Consider the following 21,613-nt stretch of genomic DNA (forward strand, 5'->3'; position numbering starts at 1 on the left):
CTACATGAGCACCTATAATTTACGACGTTTTGCCCAACCTGATGTTTTGAAACACATCGAACAAGATAATCTGATTACTTTTCTTAAAAGGTATGAAAGCTACCTGACCGGACGCGGGTTCAGCTTTGAACTGAATGAAGATAATGAGCTGGATTTTGAAACGCTCTGCCAAGTTCTGATGAATCCATCAGAGGATATGGACATTGAATTCGTTGAAGCCTTGTTTTTCATTCAAGAAATGTCCGATGGTGAACATTTTGAAGAGTTGAGTGAACAGGCTGAAGCCAATAATATTGACACGCATGAAGATTCAACAGCAGCTGATTTGGCCTTAGCATTATGGCTGCACGATCCCGAGCTTTTAAAGCGTCCTCACGCAGAGGCGATGATCCTCAAGCCAAAATCATTCATGTATTTCCAGTCTGATCAAAAGTCCCCTGATACGTTTACTCTTCCAAAATCAGAAACCATGCGAACGCTGGAAGCTGATATGGACGCTTGGTTTTTGAAAAATAAACGCGGCACTGACTGTCGAATTTTGCCTGTCAGCGCAGAGGACGAAGACAAGACATACTTCCTGATCCGTCATGGCATGCCGTTTAAGCGTGAGGGCAAGATTGAATCTGGACAATCCAAGACCATTTTTTACCGCCCAGAGTTTCATGACGTGATTGTCTATGATCGTGCCAATAATGAACTAGCCGTCTTTAATAAGTCCGGTGCCAAGAAAGAGCGCACCATGTATTTAGATTTGTTCAGCCAACATCTCTTCGGTCAGGCTGAATATTTCCCCGGCGCAGAAAAATATACATTGCAGCCACTGATCGATAACGGCGTTGATGCTTTGGCTTGTGCCGATATTGATGGGCTGGAAGATATAAAGCTGGTAGAAATCCAGCACCAGTTTCTTGGACCGTATAATGACAAGCAGACGCTACGCTCAAATGATGTGTTTGCGTCCTTAGCCTCAAGAGATCGTGAATTCCCGAACTTTGGCAGACTAGTCTCAGCCAGTTTTTCGGTGAAATTTGAAAATGCCAAACGTCCACGCATGGTCAAGGTGCGAACACCGAATATGGCCAACTTTGATCGCAAGGAAGATTCTCACCTGATTGAAACATGGCTGCGGAAACGTGGCTTTGTAAATGAGCAGAAAGAGGAAGAAGACAGCAAACAACCCGTAGCACATCAGGAGAGTCATGACGCCGTATCAATCGCCGCCATGGCGTAAACTCACAGAGCTTTCTGGTGGCAAGGGTGTAAAAGCTGAATGGCTAGACTTTCCAGAAGAATTGCTTGCCATCACCAATGAGCAGGCATCTGCCATTCCCTGTAATGGCCGAGCTGGGTGCTACATGAATGTCGTGCAACATGGGTCTAGCGATATTGTTGGCATCTGCACATCAGATACCAAGCAGTGCGACCGACGCACGCTCAAAAAATCAGAACTGGCGCTGTATCGCATAGATCATAAAAAGCTGGCGACCAAAATTGCTGAGGCCATTGGTTTTACTGAGGAAAATGAAAAGATCACGGGCCAAACGGCTCTTTGGAAATTTGGTGTGCTCAATCCACAAGCCGAGCATAGCTTTCCTGTCTATTGCTTTTTGGGCCAGACATCCTCGCAGTTGGATAAAATTGTCAATCAGCTTTGCATGGCTGATCAGACGTTTCTGTTAATTGCCTCCACCAGCAGTCTTATCAGCACTGCCAGCTCTGACGCAAGCATCAGGCATAAATCCAAGCTCATCGGCATAAATGATGTGCTCGTCGTTGATGCTGCAGGCAAGGTCACGGCGAGAGACAGCGCTCAAACCATCATCTCCAATTGGTTGGAAACGGTGTTGCCGAAATCAGCTAAACCGGGATCTGAGTACCAATTCCCGACACCAGCAGGCGCAACATGGGAGCAGTTTGTGTTCGAATTTACCGCAACAGAGATGTTGTCAGTGACATGCGGACAAACTCAGAAACGTCTGGAACCTGAGCATCTGAAGATGAAAGATCAGAGATCTGGAAAAAGAACGAAACAGTGGACACTCCTATTGGTTCTTGCAAAAACCGGGGGAAGCCTCTCGTGGCAGGATAGCGATGCAGATGATAAGCTAAAAAAGCAGAAGCAGGAATTAGCAAACAAACTCAAACAGACCTTCGGCCTTTCTGAAAACCCGCTTCGATGGTCGCGTAAAGAGAAGTGCTATAAAGCCCGCTTCATCATTCGCGCAGATGATAATGTCCTGCGTCAGCTCACTGGTTGACAATGCTAGGCATAGACTGCTGCGAACTGGTCAATTGCCAAACCCTTGATTTCCCATGACTAAAAGCTCCGTACTTCGTTTTTCCAAGTACGGTGTTTTTCAGGAAAGGGGCATATATAGGAGAAAAATTAGAGAAAAACGGGGTGTTTTTATAGAGAGGAAGTCAATTGCAAATAGCGAAAAAGCCCGCAAATGCTGGGCTTTTGAGGCTATGCCATATAAGGCATATGAAAGTTCGTTTTAGGTTAATGGCGGAGAGAGAGGGATTCGAACCCTCGATATGGTTTCCCATATACACGCGTTCCAGGCGTGCGCCTTCAACCACTCGGCCACCTCTCCAGAAGTTCGCACTATACCCAGAAAGAAATAACGTGCAAGTCTAAACTATACATTCAAAACCCAAAAAACAAATTCATTTATTAAAGTAAGAGCTTTTATCTGTTGAATAACAAGCACATCCCTTCTTTTTAAGAAAAAACTTTTTTCGTGGATAGGTTTGTAGAATACAATAATGAGAATAAAAAGATTGTCACCAGTTATAAACTTTCATGCTCATTTACGCACTTTCTGCTTCACAAAAAAATACTTCTCTTAAAATTAGCATACAGCCCATAGTTTTACACAACCAAATAATTAAAATCACTTACTTATACGTCATAGGAAGGGATGGTATGTGGGGGAAGAACATTTTAAGAGAGGATAAGCGGCTCTTATGCATTTTCTTAAATAGCACGAATTTTTGCAACATTGAGAGCTGTAAAATAGTGTGATGGTATCAGTTTTCTCTTTCATAGGATTACATAATAAGCCCTATTCTAAATCCTCTATTCAATTTCACACTTCTATATTTAGTTGATACTAAAGAAAATAAAATTCAGAAAAAAACTTTGCATTTTTAATTTAATATGTATGAATATATTTTATTTTCTAAAATGAAAAAATAGTCTCATTTTGATCAAATACAAAATCATAAAAATGCAAACCTGTTTTCATTTTTACCATATATTTTTAAATTCAGCTTTACAGTTTTCAAAATATCTAAAGTAGTCTCCATTATTTAAAAAAATTACGTATTACTTTATACTTTGATTATCGCATTCTTTAAGCGTGATATGGTCTCATCACAAAACAGAATACTCTAAAAATACTATTTTCTTTCCCATCCACACGTTTGTAAAAAAACATCTCTTAAAGCTTGCTACATCTACCTCATACGGTATCTATGAATGGTATAAAATCTATTGGATAACATCATCTTTCCTTAAATAAAAAGTAAAAGCCAAGTACTATCACGCTATTTGTCGCCTAATGTTACAATATCTATTGCTATTTGAGAGAATGCATAAAAGGAATTTATTCTTTCTTAGAGTGTTTTTATCCATACATTACTCCTCCTTGTAATGTATAAAAGGGTAATTTTTATTAATTAAATATAGAGAAATTTAAAACGAAAAAACCCTACAATATTCAGGGTTCTCATTATGTAAAACGATAAATTACCATTATAAATTCATATACTGTATTAATGTTTTACAGCACTAAAGATCTGATTACTCTGCAAAATGAGCTCGTTCTTTCCCCTTAATGTTCTTTATTACCTTATATCCTTGCTTAGAGCACGTACAGCTCGTGCAGTTTCACATTGTAATGCTTTTTGTGCTAAAATTTTCATATCTTCAAAACTATGAGTCTGTAAACACGCCTTTACTGGAGAAATATCGCAAGATATCATAGAAAGCTCATTAATTCCCAATCCAGTCAAAATCATTGCACCAAAAGGATCTCCAGCCATACCACCACATACACTAACCCAACACTTATGTTGTGCAGCTCCCTGAATAGTCTGATAAATCATACGCAAAACTGCTGGATCAAGGCTATCAGCTTCAGACACAAGGTACGGATTTTGCCGATCAACAGCCATTGTATACTGTGTTAGGTCATTGGTTCCAATTGAAAAAAAATCAACATGGGCGCTTAATACATCTGCCATAATGGCCGCTGCTGGAACTTCGATCATAATACCAAGTTTTAATTTTGGTGCATCAACATCGTTGCGGATTTCCTCTGCAATCTTTTTTATAGCGACAATCTCTGAAACAGACATGACCATCGGAAACACAATCCATAGATCTCCACCCTCTTTTGCCGCTCGATATAAAGCACGTAATTGAGGCACCAAAAGATCACGTCGACGTAACAAAAGCCGCGTTCCTCGAACACCTAAAAAAGGATTGTCCTCTTTAGATAAATGTAAATGCGTAACCTGTTTATCTCCACCAATATCAAGTGCACGAATAATTAATGGCTTATCTCCTACAGCTGTAATCATCGCCCGATATATATTAAATTGTAGCTCTTCATCCGGAATATATGGATTCTCTAAAAACAAAAATTCCGTGCGCATGAGTCCAACACCTTCAGCCCCTAAATCAAGCGCAACAGGAACCTGATTTGCGTAGTTGACATTAGCCATGATACGAATTCTTTGACCATCTATCGTTTGCGCTGGTAATCTACACGCACTTATTTCACTGACACGTTTTTGCGCAACAGTATCAATATGCCTTTGAGCATCTTCAACGTCTTCAAGCGTAGGATTAAGGTAAATAAACCCGTTATCGCCATCAATAATAGCCTGAATATCAGACTGAATTGCTAAAATATCATCACCTGCAGCAACAACCATTGGAATACCAAGAGTACGCGCCAAAATAGCTGTATGAGATAATGGACCTCCCCATGCTGTTGCTAATCCTTTTACCCTTGTACAATCAAGTTGTGCTACATCAGAAGGAGAAAGGTCATTTGTAACCAGAATTACACCATGTGGAATATCATTTAAAAAGAACGATCTATAGGATGGATTGATTTCACCTAAAACACGTCGACCAACATCAACTAAATTAACAGCACGTGCTGCTAACAAAGGATTATCTACCTTAAAAAACATATCTGAAAATTGACGAACCGCTCTATCCCAAGACCAAGCGACACCATGACCTTCCGCTATAAAACGACAAGCTTGAGCTATTAAATTTTCATCTTCAAGCAAAACCATTTGCGCAGAAAAAATCGCAGCAGAATCTGCTCCCATACGCACTGTAATATCAGAAATCACAGATGCCATTTTATGTTTTGTTTTTGTAAGAGCATTTTCAAGACATGCTGCACCAGCTGCAAAATCAATTGGCTGATCTATTATGGAAATATCATTTTGCCTTAAAACAAAAATCTTACCAAATGCTAATCCTGAACTCGCTCCAACACCAGAAATGCCTTTTTGCATAGAGCGTGGATACCAACCATGAAAAGCCTTTGTTTGAGATTCCATTGCTCTCATCAGACATTTTTCACTAATACTCACTTTTTTTGCAATAGCAATGGCATCATTGAGAAGTTGTGCTCCTTCTGCAGCATCTGTAGAAAAAATCAGAACATCACCGTTTTTTACTCCTAATTGCAATAAACCAACCAAATTTTTCATTTCAACGGTATATTGACCATGGCGAACTCTGATAGAGTTTTGAGCCTTTTTCGCAAAATCAACCCAAAGAGAAGCTGGTCGTGCATGAAGACCACTTGGATAATCTAAAGTCCATTCCTGACATACAGAAAGGTCACCAATAAAAGTTTTTTCTATCTTCATATTTTGGTCAAACAAAGTTGTAACAATTTGTTGTTTGTCCATAGTTGTTGCAAGTACTTCAAGCTGTTTTTTATCAAATAAAAGAGACGTCAATTTTTTACAAATTTCTCTATAGCGATCTGGACACGCTGCAATGGCAATAACCAAATATGCTTTCTTGCCATCCTGCCACTCAACACCAGCAGGAACCTGTATAACAGCAACAGCATCCTTGATAATTAAATCACGATTTTCAGCCATACCATGAGGAATGGCTATACCATTTCCAAGCCAAGTATTGGTTGTTTCTTCACGTGCAAGCATGCTTGCCAGATAACACTTATCAACTGCACCAACCTGCACAAGCAATTCAGCAGCAGCATAAATTGCATCATTTTTATGATCAAAAGCAGCTGCAAGTTGTACAGATCTTATAGACAAGATTTCACCATCAGCAAAATCTACATTCATTGCTTCTGCTTTCTCATATCTCATCATGAATTCAAATTGCCTCACATTTGAACACCAATATCTCTGACACATTCCTTTTCAAAGCTGCATTTCCCAAAATACAAGCTATAAATACCACCACAGCTTTATTTATATTTTACAGAATATAGCTAAGTGAGGTGCTTAAATACCTCAATATAACCGATAAAACAATTAGATATTATTATCCACCTAAGTGCTTAAAACCATCATAAACAAGTCCGCCTCTTACTCTTTTACTTTACAAAGACAAAACCCCGTTTTTTACAGCACCAATCACCTGAAAAACTATGCTTTCAAAATGCTCTTATTATCCTAAGTTGATCCTAAGTTATCCAACATAACTTTTCATTATTTTTCCTACAAGAAAGCATCCTTCCCAATCATCCGTAACTTCAGCTAATATTTTGATTGATTCCTCAAAGTTTATTTAACCTATTATCCCTCTTTATAAATTCATTACATAATTACAAATTGCTCCATGCAACTTATCATCTTTAAAATTCCGTGCTGCCCATCTTATGATATCAAACCCTCGATATATAATATTTATATATTTTAAGCTACACCTTTACTTCAATCAATATCGCAAATACACAATGCCCTCTGTCGCACATTTGCAAAGTACGACACCCTCCAAGCACCATCACCAACAACTAAAATCAAGAAAAACTCTACAAATAAGATAAATAAAGTAAAAAATGAAACGCAATTATTGCCTTAACTCTAGCTCTTATGCTTGTTTATTTTCAACAATACACAATAATAGTGAAATCAGAAAAAATATTCTTGAAGGGCGCTGATTGCACGTTGGTTATTTTTATATCTTTAAACACCGTCCTCCTTAAAAATATAATTTCACTCTCGATTTACCGAAAATTCCTTAATGCACGTCACTTTCAAAGTCGTTTTGACTACCTTTTTATGGATTTTTTATCCCTATGTCTTTTTAAATGAATAGCCCCACCTATCCACACTACCACCTAAAAACAGTATGACAACTCATCAATACCACAATGCCGATAAAAAGATCCATCTTTATCAAAATGATTACATCAATAATGCTCTCATTAAATTTCTCATAATTTTCTGAAAACAAACTGCTTCTCTTATAAGAAATTACTCGACGCTTCTTCATACATAAAAAGAAAGTCTCTCCTCACTATTATTATACAGAAACTTATCAACAAACTCTATCATAATATCAATATGTTCAGTACTAAATACTAACATAACAGCGCAGAAACTTTTTCCCTCATTGAGAAAAGCCATTTCCTCAATTCTACCTTTTTCGTATATCTTCTACATTTATTATAGTACCAACGCAAAAAGGGAAAGATAAGACTCTATCTTTCCCTTTTAATACTTATAAAACCACAACTATAATTCAATGAAATCCTGTTGATTTCTAGAGAGTGTTACAGATTACTCTGCTGCCTCCAGCATAGGAATGACTGAAACATAGGAACGATTACCCGCTTTGCGTTGAAAAGAAACCTTTCCATTTGATAATGCAAAAAGCGTATGATCTTTTCCAATACCAACATTGTTACCAGGATGCCAACGTGTACCACGCTGGCGAATAATAATATTTCCGGCAATAACGGTTTCACCACCAAATTTTTTAACGCCTAGACGTTTCGATTCTGAATCACGACCATTACGCGAGGAACCACCAGCTTTTTTATGTGCCATAGACGCTCTCCTTTAATCTTTCTTACTCTTTGATGCTACAGACGCTTTCTTCTGCGGCGCAGTCTTTTTTTCAACCGTTTTTTTAGCCGTCTTCTCAACAGAAGCAGCAGCTTTTGTTTCTTGTGGTGTAGTTTCTTCTTCTTTTATCGGTTTCGCAGCAACTTTTTTAGGTTTTGAACCACCCATTAAAATTTCTAAAACACGAAGCCTCGTAAATTCTTGACGATGGCCACGCGTGCGTTTAGAATTTTGACGACGGCGCTTCTTAAATGCGATAACCTTGCGCCCACGTGCCTGTTCTAAAATCTCAGCTGTCACCAATGCATCAGCAACGACAGGGGTACCAATAACCGCATTACCTTCTTGCCCAATCATTAATATGTCATTGAATTCAACAACATCACCCGCATTTCCACTAACTTTTTCAACTTTTACCACTTGATTAGCAACAATGCGGTATTGCTTACCACCAGTTTTAATGACTGCGAACATTTTTTATCCTTCCGTTCACTCCAGCTCTTATTTAATTTCTGCCTTGAAATAAGGGAAAATAGGCTGCTTTTTATCAGTCGTAATAGATCCCAAAGAAGGATAAAACCTTCTTCAACACAAATATGCGCAGATTTCCCCACGCTTATATTTTGTATATATGAAGGAATTTCTATTCTCTGTCAATAAAGTCCCATAAAAAAGAAAAAAAGGTTGTACCAAAAACAATTGAAGGTTATCTACCACTTATACACTCAAATAGTGCCGATTTTTGTTTCACTTTATTATGGAGAGATGGCTGAGTGGTTGAAAGCACCGCACTCGAAATGCGGCATAGGGGTAACTCTATCGGGGGTTCAAATCCCTCTCTCTCCGCCACAGTTTATAAAGCGATATTATTAAAACTGTCTTTAATCGTAGCTTTCCGGTTGTAGCTTGTCAGCAGGTTTTGTACCAATTTATTTTTTTCGAAGGATTTTAAGGGGGGGCTCAAAGGGTCTTCAAAGACCTCTCAAAGGTCTTTATCGTTTTTGCGAATAAATTCTCATTTTTACAATTTTTGCACTTTTTTGATTTTCTGTTACATAAATCTAATCCAGATAATAAGAGAAGGCATAGTAAAATTAAAGAATTATCTCATATTTCTCCTCCTTCTACTTTTGCTTAGTTAGTACAAAACCTACTGTAAAATTATATTATTTTGCACGTCTTGCTTGAATATGTGCTAGCAACCCTAATGTTGAACTATCACGATTATCCGCTTTACTTTCTCCACGAAGAATTGGTAGTAACTCGTTTGCTAATTCTTTACCAAGTTCAACACCCCATTGATCAAATGAATTAATATTCATTAAAATCCCTTCAACAAAAGTGCGATGTTCATAAAGCGCAATAAGACGACCGAGTGCAAAAGGTGTTAATGAATCTTGAACCAGCGTAATGCTGGGACGGTTTCCTTTAAAACTTCTATGACGTGCTAAATGGTCTGCTTCACCCTCATCAACTCCATTTTTTATCAAGATATGCCGAGCATCTTCAAGACTACGCCCCTTCATCAAGGCTTTTGATTGTGCTAAACCGTTTGCTAGCAACATCTCATACATAGAATGTAATTTTTTCTCATGCCCTTTTATAAATAAAATAAATTCTACAGGAATAATATCTGTTCCTTGATGCAGAAGCTGAAAAAAAGCATGTTGACTATTTGTTCCTGAATCCCCCCAAACAATTGGACCACTTGAAAAACTTAATGGTTTTCCATCCAGCGAGACTTGTTTACCATTTGATTCCATATCAAGCTGTTGTAAATAAGCTGGAAAATGTATTAAACGCTGTGCATAAGGAATGATCGAACGTGATGAATAACCACAAATAACACGATGCCAGAATCCTAAAAGAGCAAAACGAATAGGAATATTTTTATGCAAAGGCATAGTTTTAAAATGTTGATCCATTTGCAAAGCACCATTGAGAAATTGGCGAAAATTTCCACCACCTATTGCAAACATAACAACAAGTCCAATGGCTGACCAAATTGAATAACGTCCTCCAACCCAATTCCAAAATTTAAAAACTCTTGTGGAATCTATGCCAAATTCTGCCACTTTATCAAGCGCACTTGAAACAGCAACAAAATGCGTACAAACGGCTTCTTCTCCTAAATGTGAACAAATCCACTGACGTGCAACTTGAGCATTGACCATTGTTTCAGCCGTTGTAAAAGTTTTAGAAGCAATGACAAACAGCGTTGTTGCTGGATTCAAAATAGAGAGAGTATCAGAAATATGGGCACTGTCAGCATTCGAAACAAAATGACACTGTGGACCATCATGATAAGGTTTTAAAGCATATGTGACCATTGCAGGACCAAGATCAGAACCACCAATACCAATATTGACAATATCACTTATTCTCTCGCCACTGCTTCCCTTATAGCTTCCATCACGCACCTTTTCAGAAAATCTTTCCATATCTTCAAGGACGTCTTGAATATCGCGAATAAGATTATGACCATCCAACATGAAAATTTCATCAGCAGGTAAACGTAATGCAATATGAAGAACTGAGCGTTTTTCAGTTGTATTAATCGCCTTACCAGAAAACATTGCATCACGCCGGCCTAACACATCTGCTGCGACCGCTAAATCATCTAGAAGTTGCAATGTTTTAAATGTCACACCACATTTTGAAAAATCGAAAAGAAGATCATCAAGTCTGAGGGAAAAATGGGAAAAACGCTGTTCATCTTCTACAAAATGCCGACGAATATCATAGACCCCATCCTTTGCGGCATGGTTTCTTAAAGCTTTTAATGTGGCTTCAAAAGCCATTTCATTTCGAATCGAAAAGCTATCTCCCATAAGCTTATCCTATACGGTTATTGATAATGAAATCTATGCCCAAACAATAACAAAGCAGAAAACACCTCCTTTATTGCTCGCTATTTTCACTGCTCACATAAAAATGAAGGAATATACAAAATAAAAGGATAAGATCCGAAAATGATATTTTTACAAGAATAAACTTTCAAATCTTTTCTATCATATACATCATTTAACTTGATTGAGTTCTTTTGTTAAACGTAAATCTTCTTCTGCTTTTGGTCTTATAAAACGCCCTAAAAAAAGATAAACAACCGGTGTGACATAAAGCGTAAAAATAGTTGCTAAACCTAAGCCACCAACGATAACCCAACCTAAGGCTATACGAGCTTCTGCGCCAGCACCTTTGGCCAAAACCAAAGGAATACCTCCTAAAATGGCACAAATCATTGTCATACAAACTGGACGAAGGCGAATGTTTGCTGCTTCTTCTACGGCTTCACGCACGCTTCTTCCCTGATCGCGTAATTGATCTGCAAATTCAACAATGAGAATACCATTTTTTGCCATAACACCAATTAACAAAATTAATCCAATTTGGCTGTAAATATTAAGACTTACACCACTTAATAGCATAGCAATTACAGCACAACCAATCCCTAATGGGACAGTGGCCATAATAATGAATCCTGAAATAAAGCTTTCAAACTGAGCTGCCAAAATCAATAAAATAATCAAAAAGGCAATGCCAAAAACAATCATAAAATTGGAAGATGTTTCATTAAGCGTTTCGGCTTCCCCTAAGGGAACCAAATAGGTTCCTTTTGATAACAAAGGAGAAGCAATTTTCTGTACAGTTTGGTAAGCTTCCCCTAAAGCGATATCTGGAGTAAGATTTGCGCTTAAAATAACAGCACTCATGCGTTTTTCCCGTTTTAATTGAGGAGCAATAGCTTTTTCATGTAAACGCGCAATAACCGATAAAGGAACATATCGATTGTCTTTGGTTTTTAAAAAAATATTTTCTAAATCGCTAGGACTCTTCATAGAATTTGTACGCGATATCAATTTAACATCGTAAGAATGATCATCCACGTTAATGGAACCAATCTTTTTACCATCCAACATTGTTTGTAATGTATCGCCCAAATTGGTGATATCAATCCCTAAATCGGAGGCTTTTTTTCGATTGATTTCAATAAAAAATTGCGGTTGTGTTGCATCAACAGTAAGGCGTGGGCGAATAAAACGCGGATCATCTTGTAAAGCACTTACCAGCTTATCAGCAATGGGTTGTAATATTGCATAATCATTGCCAAGAATTGCAAATTGCAACCCTTGCCCAGTTCCGCTCACACCTAGAGAATTTCCCTGCGCAGCAAACACAAAAACTGCGGGAAACTGTTTAACCTTTGCATTAATATCTTTCACGATTTCTTGCTGACTCCGTAAACGTTTATCCCAAGATGAAAGCAATAAAATCAAAAAAGCAGTATTGGGTGAACCGCCAGCACCCGCAATAGAGTAACTGTTAGCAATCTCCCCTGCATCACGTAATGGCTGTAGACTTGCTTCAATTTGCTCTATTTGCTCGTTCAAATATTGTGTTGAAATACCTTGTGGTCCATTAATAACCAAAAAGATCACAGCTCTGTCTTCTGCTGGCGTTAATTCCTGTTGTAGCTTCGTATAGCCTCCAACACAAAGACCCGCAAAAATAAGTGAAGCAAAAACAACAGCCCAAGGCTTTTCTAAACACTTATGCAAACTGTAAGTATATGCCTTATGAAAAAAAGTACCTAATTTATATAAAAAAGCAAAATGATGGGACTTTTCCTCTTTTTCCTCAATATGTTCTTTGAGAAAACGCGAAGCCAACATTGGACAAAGCGTTAAGGCAACAACTGAAGAAAGCAAAATAGAAATTGCCAAAACAAAACCAAATTCTCTAAAAAGACCTCCAACTTGCCCAGGAAGAAAGGAAATAGGAACAAACACAGCCACTAATGTCAATGTTGTTGCTAAAACAGCAAAAAATACTTCACGTGTTCCTATCACCGCTGCTGCTCTGGAACCTAATCCCATATTGCGCCACCGAACAATATTCTCAAGAACAACAATGGCATCATCCACAACAAGCCCTGTTGCTAAAACAAGTCCTAAAAATGTGAGAATATTCAATGAAAACCCTACAAGATAAATAGCCGCAATGGTACCAATCAAAGCGACAGGAAGAGATAAAGCAGGTATCAGCGTTACACGAATGTCTCTGAGAAAAAGAAAAATGACCAAGATAACGCTCAAAATAGCAATGACCAACGCAACTTCAACCTCATGAAGAGCGCTTTTAATAAAAATTGCATCGTCATTAATAACGTCTATATTTACAGAAGAAGGAACAATACTTTTGAGATTATCAACAACGGCTCTCACACCTTCAGAAATATTAAGAGTGTTGGATTGTGCTTTACGCACGATACCTAATCCAATACCTGTCTTTCCATTGATACGAAGAATAACTGTTTCTATATCCGGCGATAAAGTCACATGCGCAACATCACCAAGATGCACATGAGGCTTTAAAACAACTTGTTCAAAAGATTCTGGTGTTGTTAAACGTGCAGTAGCACGTACAACTAAAGTTTGCTTAGAATTGCGTAATGACCCTACTGGCACATCTGTTGTCATATCAGCAAGAACACGTGAAATATCTGCTACAGTTAATCCATAACTTGCAAGTTTTGCTTGATCTATATCAATCTGAAAAATCTTTGTGCGAGCACTATCGACCTGTACATCACCAACACCATCAACAGCAGAAATAGCATCAACAATCTGATCGTTTACAATCGTGGTTAAATCATCAACACTCATTGTTGGTGACGTCACAACCAAATACATCATGGCAGCAGCATTCGAATCTGCTTTAATAATCAAAGGCGAATCCGCATCTTTCGGTAAAGAATAGGTAACACGAGAGAGAGCATCACGAATATCAGATGCTGCAACATTCAAATCAACACCGACATTAAAGTTAATCTTCACACGGGAGCGTCCAAAAGAAGACGTTGAAGAAATCGTCTTAACACCTGAAACACGAGAAACAGCATCTTCTATAACTTTTGTAACTTCACGATCAATTGTTTCTGCCGATGCACCAGAAAACATCGTCACAATCGTTGTTACAGGAGTATCAACATCGGGTAATTCTCTTACATCAACATTTAACCATGCTGCAAATCCTGCAATGATGATCATAGCATTCAAAACAAGAGTAAAAACCGGTCTGCGAATAAATAAGGTAATGAGACCACCTTGCTCCACCTTTGACATAGGCTGTTTTGTGCTCAATTCTTGGCTCATTGTATATCCGTTCCATAACCTACTGATAATTGCTGTTGATGAGACTTTGGATCATCAATAGTTACTTTACTTCCTGGATAAAGCATTTGCACCCCTTGAATGACAACTTGATCACCATTTTCTAGGGGAGCTTTCACGAAAACATGATCGGCTTTATGCTGAATAATTGATACGGGTATAGCCTCTACTTTTCCTTCTCTCACACGCCAAACGAATGACCCTTTACTATTCCATTGAACTGCAAGAGGATTAACGACAGGAAAAGAACCACCATGAAACTGCAAGGAAACAGAAAAGGACATACCAGACATGAGCGTATCTTTTTCATTATTGATTTCAACCTGAACATGAAGTGTGCGACTTTCTGGATCAACGATATTATCAATCGCATAAATATGACCAACAAAAGATCTATCTGGCTGCGCGATTAACGTTGCCGTTACCTCATCTCCTTTATGGATGCGCGACACATATCGTTCAGGGGCCCATATATCGACCAAAATACGTTCTCTATTCTCAATACGGCCTATTACAGTATTAAGGGTCACGTTATTCCCCGCATCAACGGGCAAAATACCAACAACTCCAGGAATCGGTGCTCGAATTGTTCGCCGATCGAGATCTAATTCAGCATTACGCAAAACTAAATTTGCGTTATCCAACTCTAAGCGTGCCATAATTTCTTGAACTTCCGTTGCCGTATTGCTGGCGCGTAATTTAAGAATACGCGAAAGCGTCAACGCATTGTTATCACGTTGCACTTTTGCTTTTGCAGCCGCTATTTCTTCTTTTTTAGAATCAAGCTTTGCAATCACATCATCAGCTTGTACTTTTGTACCCGCTGATACAAAAAGCTTATCAATAACACCTGAGGATAAAGGGGTAAGCTCGACTTCTGCAAGAGCTTTTCCACTCCCAAGAACGTTAAGTTGTTCATAAAGATCTTGAACTTTTACAAGATCAACGACAACATTTACCGGTGGCCTTCCCATTTTTTCATTTGAAGCTTTATCCGATACTCTTGTTTTATCCACCATAGAAATGGGTTGGTCTGCACTCTTTTTTCCAGCCCAATAAGTAACCGTTAAAACAACGATTAAAAACACTAATGGAAAGCTCTTTTTTAATAACGCCATACATCCGCCCTTGCTGTGTCATGTTCATCTGAAATAGTTTTCAACAGTAATATCGGCGTTTTACACAAAAACCCAACAGCGGGTGTATATATCTTACCCCCACCGCAAAAAACACATCTCATCTCTGCTTGACTATCTTTCATAGATTAAAACGTCAAGTTAACTATCGTTCATATTGCTTTGTATGGTCATGACAAAAAAATGTTCATATCAAAACCAACTGAAGCCATAATATATTATATCCTTTTTTAAAATATATCATAAAAAAAGAGAGATTTTTTTTATGACGACTCAAGTTTCACTTGCATTTCTTTAATGAAACGATTAGGAACCCTTTGTCTTAGACAATGTAAAAAATTGAAATGTATGCACCCGTAGCTCAGCTGGATAGAGCACCAGACTACGAATCTGGGGGTCAGGAGTTCGAATCTCTTCGGGTGCGCCATCTATCAATATCTTCTTATAAAGTCAGACTTTTTAAATTCTTTATTTTGTGATTTATTTTTACCTATCTTTGTATTTTGTTATTTCATTCTGTTGTGAGTCGTTTCTTTAGCCATTTTGCTAGAATAAGATGTTATGAGTCCTTCAATTCAGCTCTAAGGTGCTTTTATTAGCTTATAATCGTAGCGATTGCATGAGTAGCGTATGTTGTTGTTTTCTTTTATCAATCTATGCGCTTGTTTTTGGTCTCTTCCGGATTATACTCTCTACTCAGTTAGGTAATTTTTTACGTGCTTATTTCTAATTGTTCCATAACTGGATGTTTCTGGATATTTTATTCCTAGCAGTCCCATCTTAAGAGGGACTTCAGATGTGCCGCCATAAATTCCGGTTTACCACCATGTGAAACTTTTTCAGTGTGTTGTTGGAAAGAATAAATAAACTACTTCTCAAACGTACTACTATGAAACACTTATGGTATCCATTAATGTCATCAGCATTTGTTGCAAACCAAAGCTTCTTTTCGCAATATTTTTAATTGAATTAAACGTATTTTTACTGCTTAAAAGCAAAAAGATTCTTTTTCCTAAAAAACAATAAAACTCTTCTTGTGCTTCTTTAGCATTATCTCTTGCATGGCATATCATCGATTTCTATGATATCTTAATATTTTTCTGTTCTCTATGAATTTTTCTAATTAATCCATGGAGTACAGATCTCAAACATTAATAAAAGCTGAATTTAAAGAATTTTTCCATGCCTAAAACTGATATTGAAATTGCTCGCACTGCTAAAAAGCAACATATTATTGAAATTGCACAAAAAATTGGTATTTCACATGAAAATCTCATTCCCTATGGTCATGATAAAGCTAAAATTTCTTCTGAATACATAAAATCGCTTAATAAAAATCCAGATGGTAAACTTATCCTTGTCACAGCTATCAATCCCACACCTGCCGGAGAAGGCAAAACAACAACAACAGTTGGACTAAGTGATGCTCTTAATCTTATTGGTAAAAAAACAATAGCTACCTTGAGAGAACCATCTTTAGGTCCCTGTTTTGGTGTAAAAGGTGGTGCTGCTGGTGGTGGTTATGCGCAAGTCATTCCAATGGATGACCTTAATTTACATTTTACCGGTGATTTTCATGCTATTACATCTGCTCATAATCTTCTTGCCGCAATGATAGATAATCATCTTTATTGGGGAAATACTCTAAACATTGATCCACGTCGCATTGTTTGGAAACGCGTTCTTGATATGAATGACCGTGTATTGCGCGATATTGTCATTTCATTGGGGGGCATAACAAATGGTTTTCCACGTCAAACAGGTTTTGATATTACTGTTGCATCAGAAATTATGGCGCTTCTTTGTCTCTCTGAAAATTTAGAAAACCTTACACAAAGACTCAAAAAAATTATTGTTGCTTATCGTTATGATAAAACGCCCATCACCGTTGCTGATCTCAATGCGGAAGGTGCAATGGCAGTTCTTCTCAAAGATGCTATACAACCCAATCTCGTACAGACAATTGAAAATAATCCTGTTCTCGTTCATGGAGGACCTTTTGCCAACATTGCTCATGGTTGCAATTCAGTTATAGCAACAAAAACTGCTTTAAAACTTGCTGATTATGTTGTCACAGAAGCAGGGTTTGGAGCAGATCTTGGAGCAGAAAAGTTCTTCAATATTAAATGTAGGCAAGCAGGTATTGTACCAAATGCTACAGTGATCGTCGCAACTATTCGTGCATTAAAAATGAATGGTGGTCTGGATAAAAATAACCTGACAGAAGAAAATATCACCGCTTTAGAAAAAGGAGCTGCCAATCTTTTACGACACATAAAAAATATGAAGCACTACGGTATTCCTTGTGTTGTGGCTATCAATCATTTTGACAGCGATAGCGATGCTGAAATAAAAACATTACAAAAAATAGTTGCAACAACTGGACACAAAGCTATTATCTGTAAGCATTGGGAACAAGGTGGAAAAGGCGCTATAGAACTTGCACAAGAACTCGTTACCTTGATTGAAAAGCACAATTCTGATTTTAAAGTTCTCTATCAAGATGATATTCCACTCGTTCAAAAAATTAATTGTATTATAACAAAGCTATACGGTGGACGTGGCGCCATCATCTCAGCCCCTATTCTCAAACAACTTGAAACTTGGGAAAAAGAAGGTTTTGGCGTCTACCCTATTTGTATGGCCAAAACACCTTATTCTTTTTCTTCTGATCCCAAGCAATACGGAGCTCCTGTTGATTTTGAAATTCCCATACGAGAAGTTCGTCTCTGTGCGGGAGCCGGCTTTATTGTTGTCATTTGTGGAGATGTTATGACCATGCCGGGACTACCCCATTATCCCACGGCGGAAAAAATTCATCTTGACGAAAATGATCAAATACAAGGACTTTCATAAGTTTATAATCATGAAATCTATCATTCATTATAAAAAGCATTTTATTACAAAAAAAATAGAATTTTTAAAAGCGATATAGACAAATGTCTTATTTATATGATATAAGTTTCTGTCCTTTTGGATATGCCTTTAAAAGGACGTAGGTTTTCCTATTATTTGTGACACTGAAAAAAGCAGGATAAATAGTGCAAGTACTCGTTCGTGATAATAATGTTGATCAAGCGCTCCGCGCGTTGAAAAAAAAGATGCAGCGTGAAGGTATCTTCCGTGAAATGAAAATGCGTAGTTATTATGAGAAGCCATCTGAGAAGCGTGCTCGTGAAAAAGCTGAGGCTATTCGTCGTACACGTAAGCTTGCTCGTAAGCGTGCACAAAGAGAAGGTTTTGTTAGTAACGGACGGACTGTTGCGGTAAAGTAATGTGCTTTATGATATTATATAATTGCATAAGCAATAGATAGTAAGCTACTAGAAAATTTTATCTTCATAGGCAATTGCGATGAATTGCTTGTGTAGGTTTTTATGTACAATGTTATCTAATATGTTAGTTATTTGAAAATAATAAGGTTTCTATCATAGAGGTGGTTTTTATTTCACTCTTATATTTTAAAAATAGATAACAAACTACACTTGAGATATTTAAGCGACTTTTTCCTATGTAAATTGAGTGCGGGGTGTTTTATTATCACTTTTCGCTATAATTTTCTCCTTCTGGATATCTCTTACATCACTGCTTCTTATGTACAAATTTCATGATGAACTTCTTTTTTGTCATTAAATATTCTACATCTTTCGATCATCCTAGGTCTGATTACAAAACAAAAATAACTATCGCAATATGCGATTGTGTGTAAAATATAATATCAAATTCATAATCCTCTTTCCCTTCAGTTATGTAACGAAACGATATAATTCCATAACTTTTTATATCTCTTGATTCTGTCTCTCTAAAGGATGACGAATTTCAACCACTGCACTATAGATTCTTTTTTCTTGATAAATTTCTTCTATTCATCACTTATGTAATTACCCTCATCAGTGTATCGAATAAGCCTTTCTATTTCATTCAACTTTCTTCTATACTGAGTTAGAGAAAAAGAAAATTGACAATAAACAGAGAAAACACTGTATTTTAATATGGATGAATGTGCCTTTTATTACCATTTTTGATGGAAATGTTTTTAAAATTTAAATAACGAGTTAAAGTTTTTAACGCGGAGATTTATTATTATAAGTAATCGTTTTTCATATTAAGTAATAATTCTGAATAACGTAAAGTTTCTCAACACTTTCTCATATTGAATCAATCAAGATTATTTTCTTGTACATCATAAGCGGGATTCGTATGCAAATAGAATAAAAGCTATTTAAGAAAAAACAAAAATGCTTCTTATAAACACTATAAATAATAGGAACTGCATAACATTGAAAGCTGGTAAATAGAACGATGGAGCCAGCTTATCTACCATACGGATAAGCATTATCATGGCATAAGATTAGAGTGTAGAAAATTTTATAAATGAATTATCACGAAAAAGTGTCCTGTTAAAATTAGCCCTTCATATATCAATCTACTCTATAATGTTGCTCATATTTTTACGCTTAAATGTTTTATTTATCGTATTATTTTGTTCATTCAAAACTTCTTTTCAAGCCACACAATAATCCCTTTCTGAACAGCTCTTTGTTCATAGTATGCATACATGCACTTTTACTTTGAGAAACAAACTCAAAAAAGAGATGCAATACTTTAGCCCTAATTTCCTGTACAAAAACTGCCTATGGCTCCAATATACTTTACTGTTTTATCACGCTTACAGCTACATAAAAATCTAATGTTTATTTATATCTACCCCCTCATAAACAAGATAAGCACTAAGAAATACAAACCTTTTGTTTTCCTTATTTTGATATTTTTGTAGCAATTTTTTCATCGTTTAGATCTCTTTAACGAGCAATGTGTCATACTTTTTATCAGTTTCCAGTCTTATCTTTCAGATTTTAAATTTCCAATATATGACGAAATAAAGGAGTTCGGTGTGCAAAATTCTCGTTGGTTTCGCGTTTCAATACTCATATCATGTATCTTAATAGCAATAGTCATTGTATTGGGTTCATCTCATTTGTTGCATGCACAAACATTTAATCAAAATTTAGGGCCCAGTGGTTTACCACTTCCGCGATTTGCTTCGATTAAACCCACCAGCGTTAATGTACGCGTCGGACCAGGAAGCAACTATTCAATCATTTTCACCTACAAAAAGAAGGGCTTACCTATTGAAATCATTCAAGAATATGATCAATGGCGCAAAATTCGTGATGCAGAAGGCGATGAGGGATGGGTGTATCAATCGCTTTTATCGGGAAAGCGAACTGCTATAACTATTCCATGGCAAAAAGATAAAACAAAAAGGCTGATGCTACGAAAAAACCCCACCGACAACGCAGAACTTGTGGCGGAAGTAGAACCTAACGTCATTGGTAACATCCGCCAATGTGATGGACAATGGTGCGAACTAAACATTAATAATACGCGCGGATGGCTTCAGCAACCCCAGTTATGGGGAATCTATCCTGATGAAAAAGTAAAAGGTTGGTGAATACTCAAACTCAACAAGTTTAATTTTTATTCCTCATTGAATATCCTCACTGCCTATCACAAGATTGATTTTTTGGTTTCAATCGCACGATTAAATCAACATGTGAAATTTCCATACCTTCTGGTGGCTTAGGCAAATTTCTAATAATGGGAGCTTCTTCCAAATTATAAGGAATATCAAGAATACGATTTTCGCCTTCTATATAAAAATGGTAGTGATCAGAGGTATTGGTATCAAACCAAGTTTTTGAGCCTTCTACGGCAATAATCCGTAATAATCCCGCTTCCGTAAATTGATGAAGCGTATTATAAACCGTTGCTAAAGATACAGGTACACCTGCCCTCACCGCTTCCTCATAGAGCTCTTCAGCAGTAATATGACGATTTCCTTGAGAAAAAATCATATGTGCAAGTTCCAACCGCTGACGTGTTGGACGCAGACCATTTTGACGCAAATGTTTTTCTAACATAGAAATGGAATAATATTGCACAATTTTTCCACACTCTTTTGTGAACTGCTGCTCTTCATTCATATCTAAATTGTCTGCACTCACTGACATAATTACAAACCCAAATATATTCCTGCTAAATAAGATCAAAATACAAAAAAATGGGAATAGTATGGTGTAATCTTGTATTCCATTTTTAAATAATTACCTATGTAGAATACATAAAAAAAGGCTTTTGTCATTAAAAATGATATAAAATCATTTCCCTCTCTTTAAAATTTGCTCTAAAAGTAGGTTGGGAAAAGCGCAGAAA

The 21,613-nt window shown here is 37.1% G+C and carries 12 protein-coding genes and 3 tRNA genes; 7 read left to right on the plus strand and 8 right to left on the minus strand.

The annotated features are described in order from the left end of the window. The first annotated feature begins 4 nt into the window (after positions 1 to 4). Both ACFIL3_RS04070 and ACFIL3_RS04075 read left to right on the plus strand, forming a co-directional pair. Positions 5 to 1,231, plus strand: a complete 1,227-nt coding sequence (locus tag ACFIL3_RS04070; protein WP_375629530.1) for a hypothetical protein — start codon at positions 5 to 7, stop codon at positions 1,229 to 1,231. Continuing rightward, complete coding sequence (locus tag ACFIL3_RS04075; RefSeq protein WP_375681860.1) at positions 1,200 to 2,258, plus strand: hypothetical protein; 1,059 nt, start codon at positions 1,200 to 1,202, stop codon at positions 2,256 to 2,258. The genes ACFIL3_RS04070 and ACFIL3_RS04075 overlap by 32 nt, the downstream gene beginning before the upstream one ends. Before the next feature lie 249 nt (positions 2,259 to 2,507). On the opposite strand, the gene ACFIL3_RS04080 is transcribed toward ACFIL3_RS04075, so the two are convergent. The 4 genes from ACFIL3_RS04080 to rplU form a co-directional block, all read right to left on the minus strand. Then, positions 2,508 to 2,597 (minus strand) — tRNA-Ser (locus ACFIL3_RS04080). Between the two features lie 1,255 nt (positions 2,598 to 3,852). Next, on the minus strand, positions 3,853 to 6,384 hold the full coding sequence (ptsP, locus tag ACFIL3_RS04085; RefSeq protein ID WP_375681861.1) for a phosphoenolpyruvate--protein phosphotransferase: 2,532 nt from the start codon (positions 6,382 to 6,384) through the stop codon (positions 3,853 to 3,855). Positions 6,385 to 7,800: 1,416 nt separating this feature from the next. After that, positions 7,801 to 8,070, minus strand: a complete 270-nt coding sequence (rpmA, locus tag ACFIL3_RS04090) for a 50S ribosomal protein L27 (protein WP_100130483.1) — start codon at positions 8,068 to 8,070, stop codon at positions 7,801 to 7,803. Positions 8,071 to 8,082: 12 nt separating this feature from the next. Continuing rightward, positions 8,083 to 8,562, minus strand: coding sequence for a 50S ribosomal protein L21 (rplU, locus tag ACFIL3_RS04095; RefSeq protein WP_375681862.1), 480 nt, complete (start codon positions 8,560 to 8,562; stop codon positions 8,083 to 8,085). A 285-nt stretch (positions 8,563 to 8,847) separates the two neighbouring features. Here rplU and ACFIL3_RS04100 point away from each other — a divergent pair. Beyond that, a tRNA-Ser gene (locus ACFIL3_RS04100) sits at positions 8,848 to 8,937 on the plus strand. A gap of 317 nt (positions 8,938 to 9,254) precedes the next feature. Here ACFIL3_RS04100 and pgi read toward each other — a convergent pair. From pgi to ACFIL3_RS04115, 3 genes are all read right to left on the minus strand, one after another. Beyond that, positions 9,255 to 10,919, minus strand: coding sequence for a glucose-6-phosphate isomerase (pgi, locus tag ACFIL3_RS04105; RefSeq protein WP_375612841.1), 1,665 nt, complete (start codon positions 10,917 to 10,919; stop codon positions 9,255 to 9,257). Positions 10,920 to 11,108: 189 nt separating this feature from the next. Then, on the minus strand, positions 11,109 to 14,243 hold the full coding sequence (locus tag ACFIL3_RS04110; RefSeq protein ID WP_375612840.1) for an efflux RND transporter permease subunit: 3,135 nt from the start codon (positions 14,241 to 14,243) through the stop codon (positions 11,109 to 11,111). After that, a complete protein-coding gene (locus ACFIL3_RS04115) occupies positions 14,240 to 15,379 on the minus strand; it encodes an efflux RND transporter periplasmic adaptor subunit (RefSeq protein ID WP_375628415.1) in 1,140 nt (379 codons plus the stop codon). The genes ACFIL3_RS04110 and ACFIL3_RS04115 overlap by 4 nt, the downstream gene beginning before the upstream one ends. A 368-nt stretch (positions 15,380 to 15,747) precedes the next feature. Between ACFIL3_RS04115 and ACFIL3_RS04120 the strand changes: the two genes are divergently transcribed. The 4 genes from ACFIL3_RS04120 (at position 15,748) to ACFIL3_RS04135 (ending at position 20,852) form a co-directional block, all read left to right on the plus strand. Then, positions 15,748 to 15,824 (plus strand) — tRNA-Arg (locus ACFIL3_RS04120). A 755-nt stretch (positions 15,825 to 16,579) separates the two neighbouring features. Then, positions 16,580 to 18,253 (plus strand): formate--tetrahydrofolate ligase, encoded by a 1,674-nt coding sequence (locus ACFIL3_RS04125; protein ID WP_375681863.1) that lies wholly within the window; start codon positions 16,580 to 16,582, stop codon positions 18,251 to 18,253. Positions 18,254 to 18,438: 185 nt separating this feature from the next. Continuing rightward, on the plus strand, positions 18,439 to 18,672 hold the full coding sequence (gene rpsU, locus ACFIL3_RS04130) for a 30S ribosomal protein S21 (RefSeq protein ID WP_012754552.1): 234 nt from the start codon (positions 18,439 to 18,441) through the stop codon (positions 18,670 to 18,672). Positions 18,673 to 20,291: 1,619 nt separating this feature from the next. Continuing rightward, positions 20,292 to 20,852, plus strand: coding sequence for an SH3 domain-containing protein (locus ACFIL3_RS04135; protein ID WP_375612838.1), 561 nt, complete (start codon positions 20,292 to 20,294; stop codon positions 20,850 to 20,852). 46 nt (positions 20,853 to 20,898) lie between these two features. On the opposite strand, the gene irrA is transcribed toward ACFIL3_RS04135, so the two are convergent. Further along, complete coding sequence (irrA, locus tag ACFIL3_RS04140; protein WP_375612837.1) at positions 20,899 to 21,411, minus strand: iron response transcriptional regulator IrrA; 513 nt, start codon at positions 21,409 to 21,411, stop codon at positions 20,899 to 20,901. Positions 21,412 to 21,613: the final 202 nt, after the last annotated feature.

Source organism: Bartonella sp. CE47NXGY (genome assembly GCF_042195415.1).
GTDB lineage: Bacteria > Pseudomonadota > Alphaproteobacteria > Rhizobiales > Rhizobiaceae > Bartonella.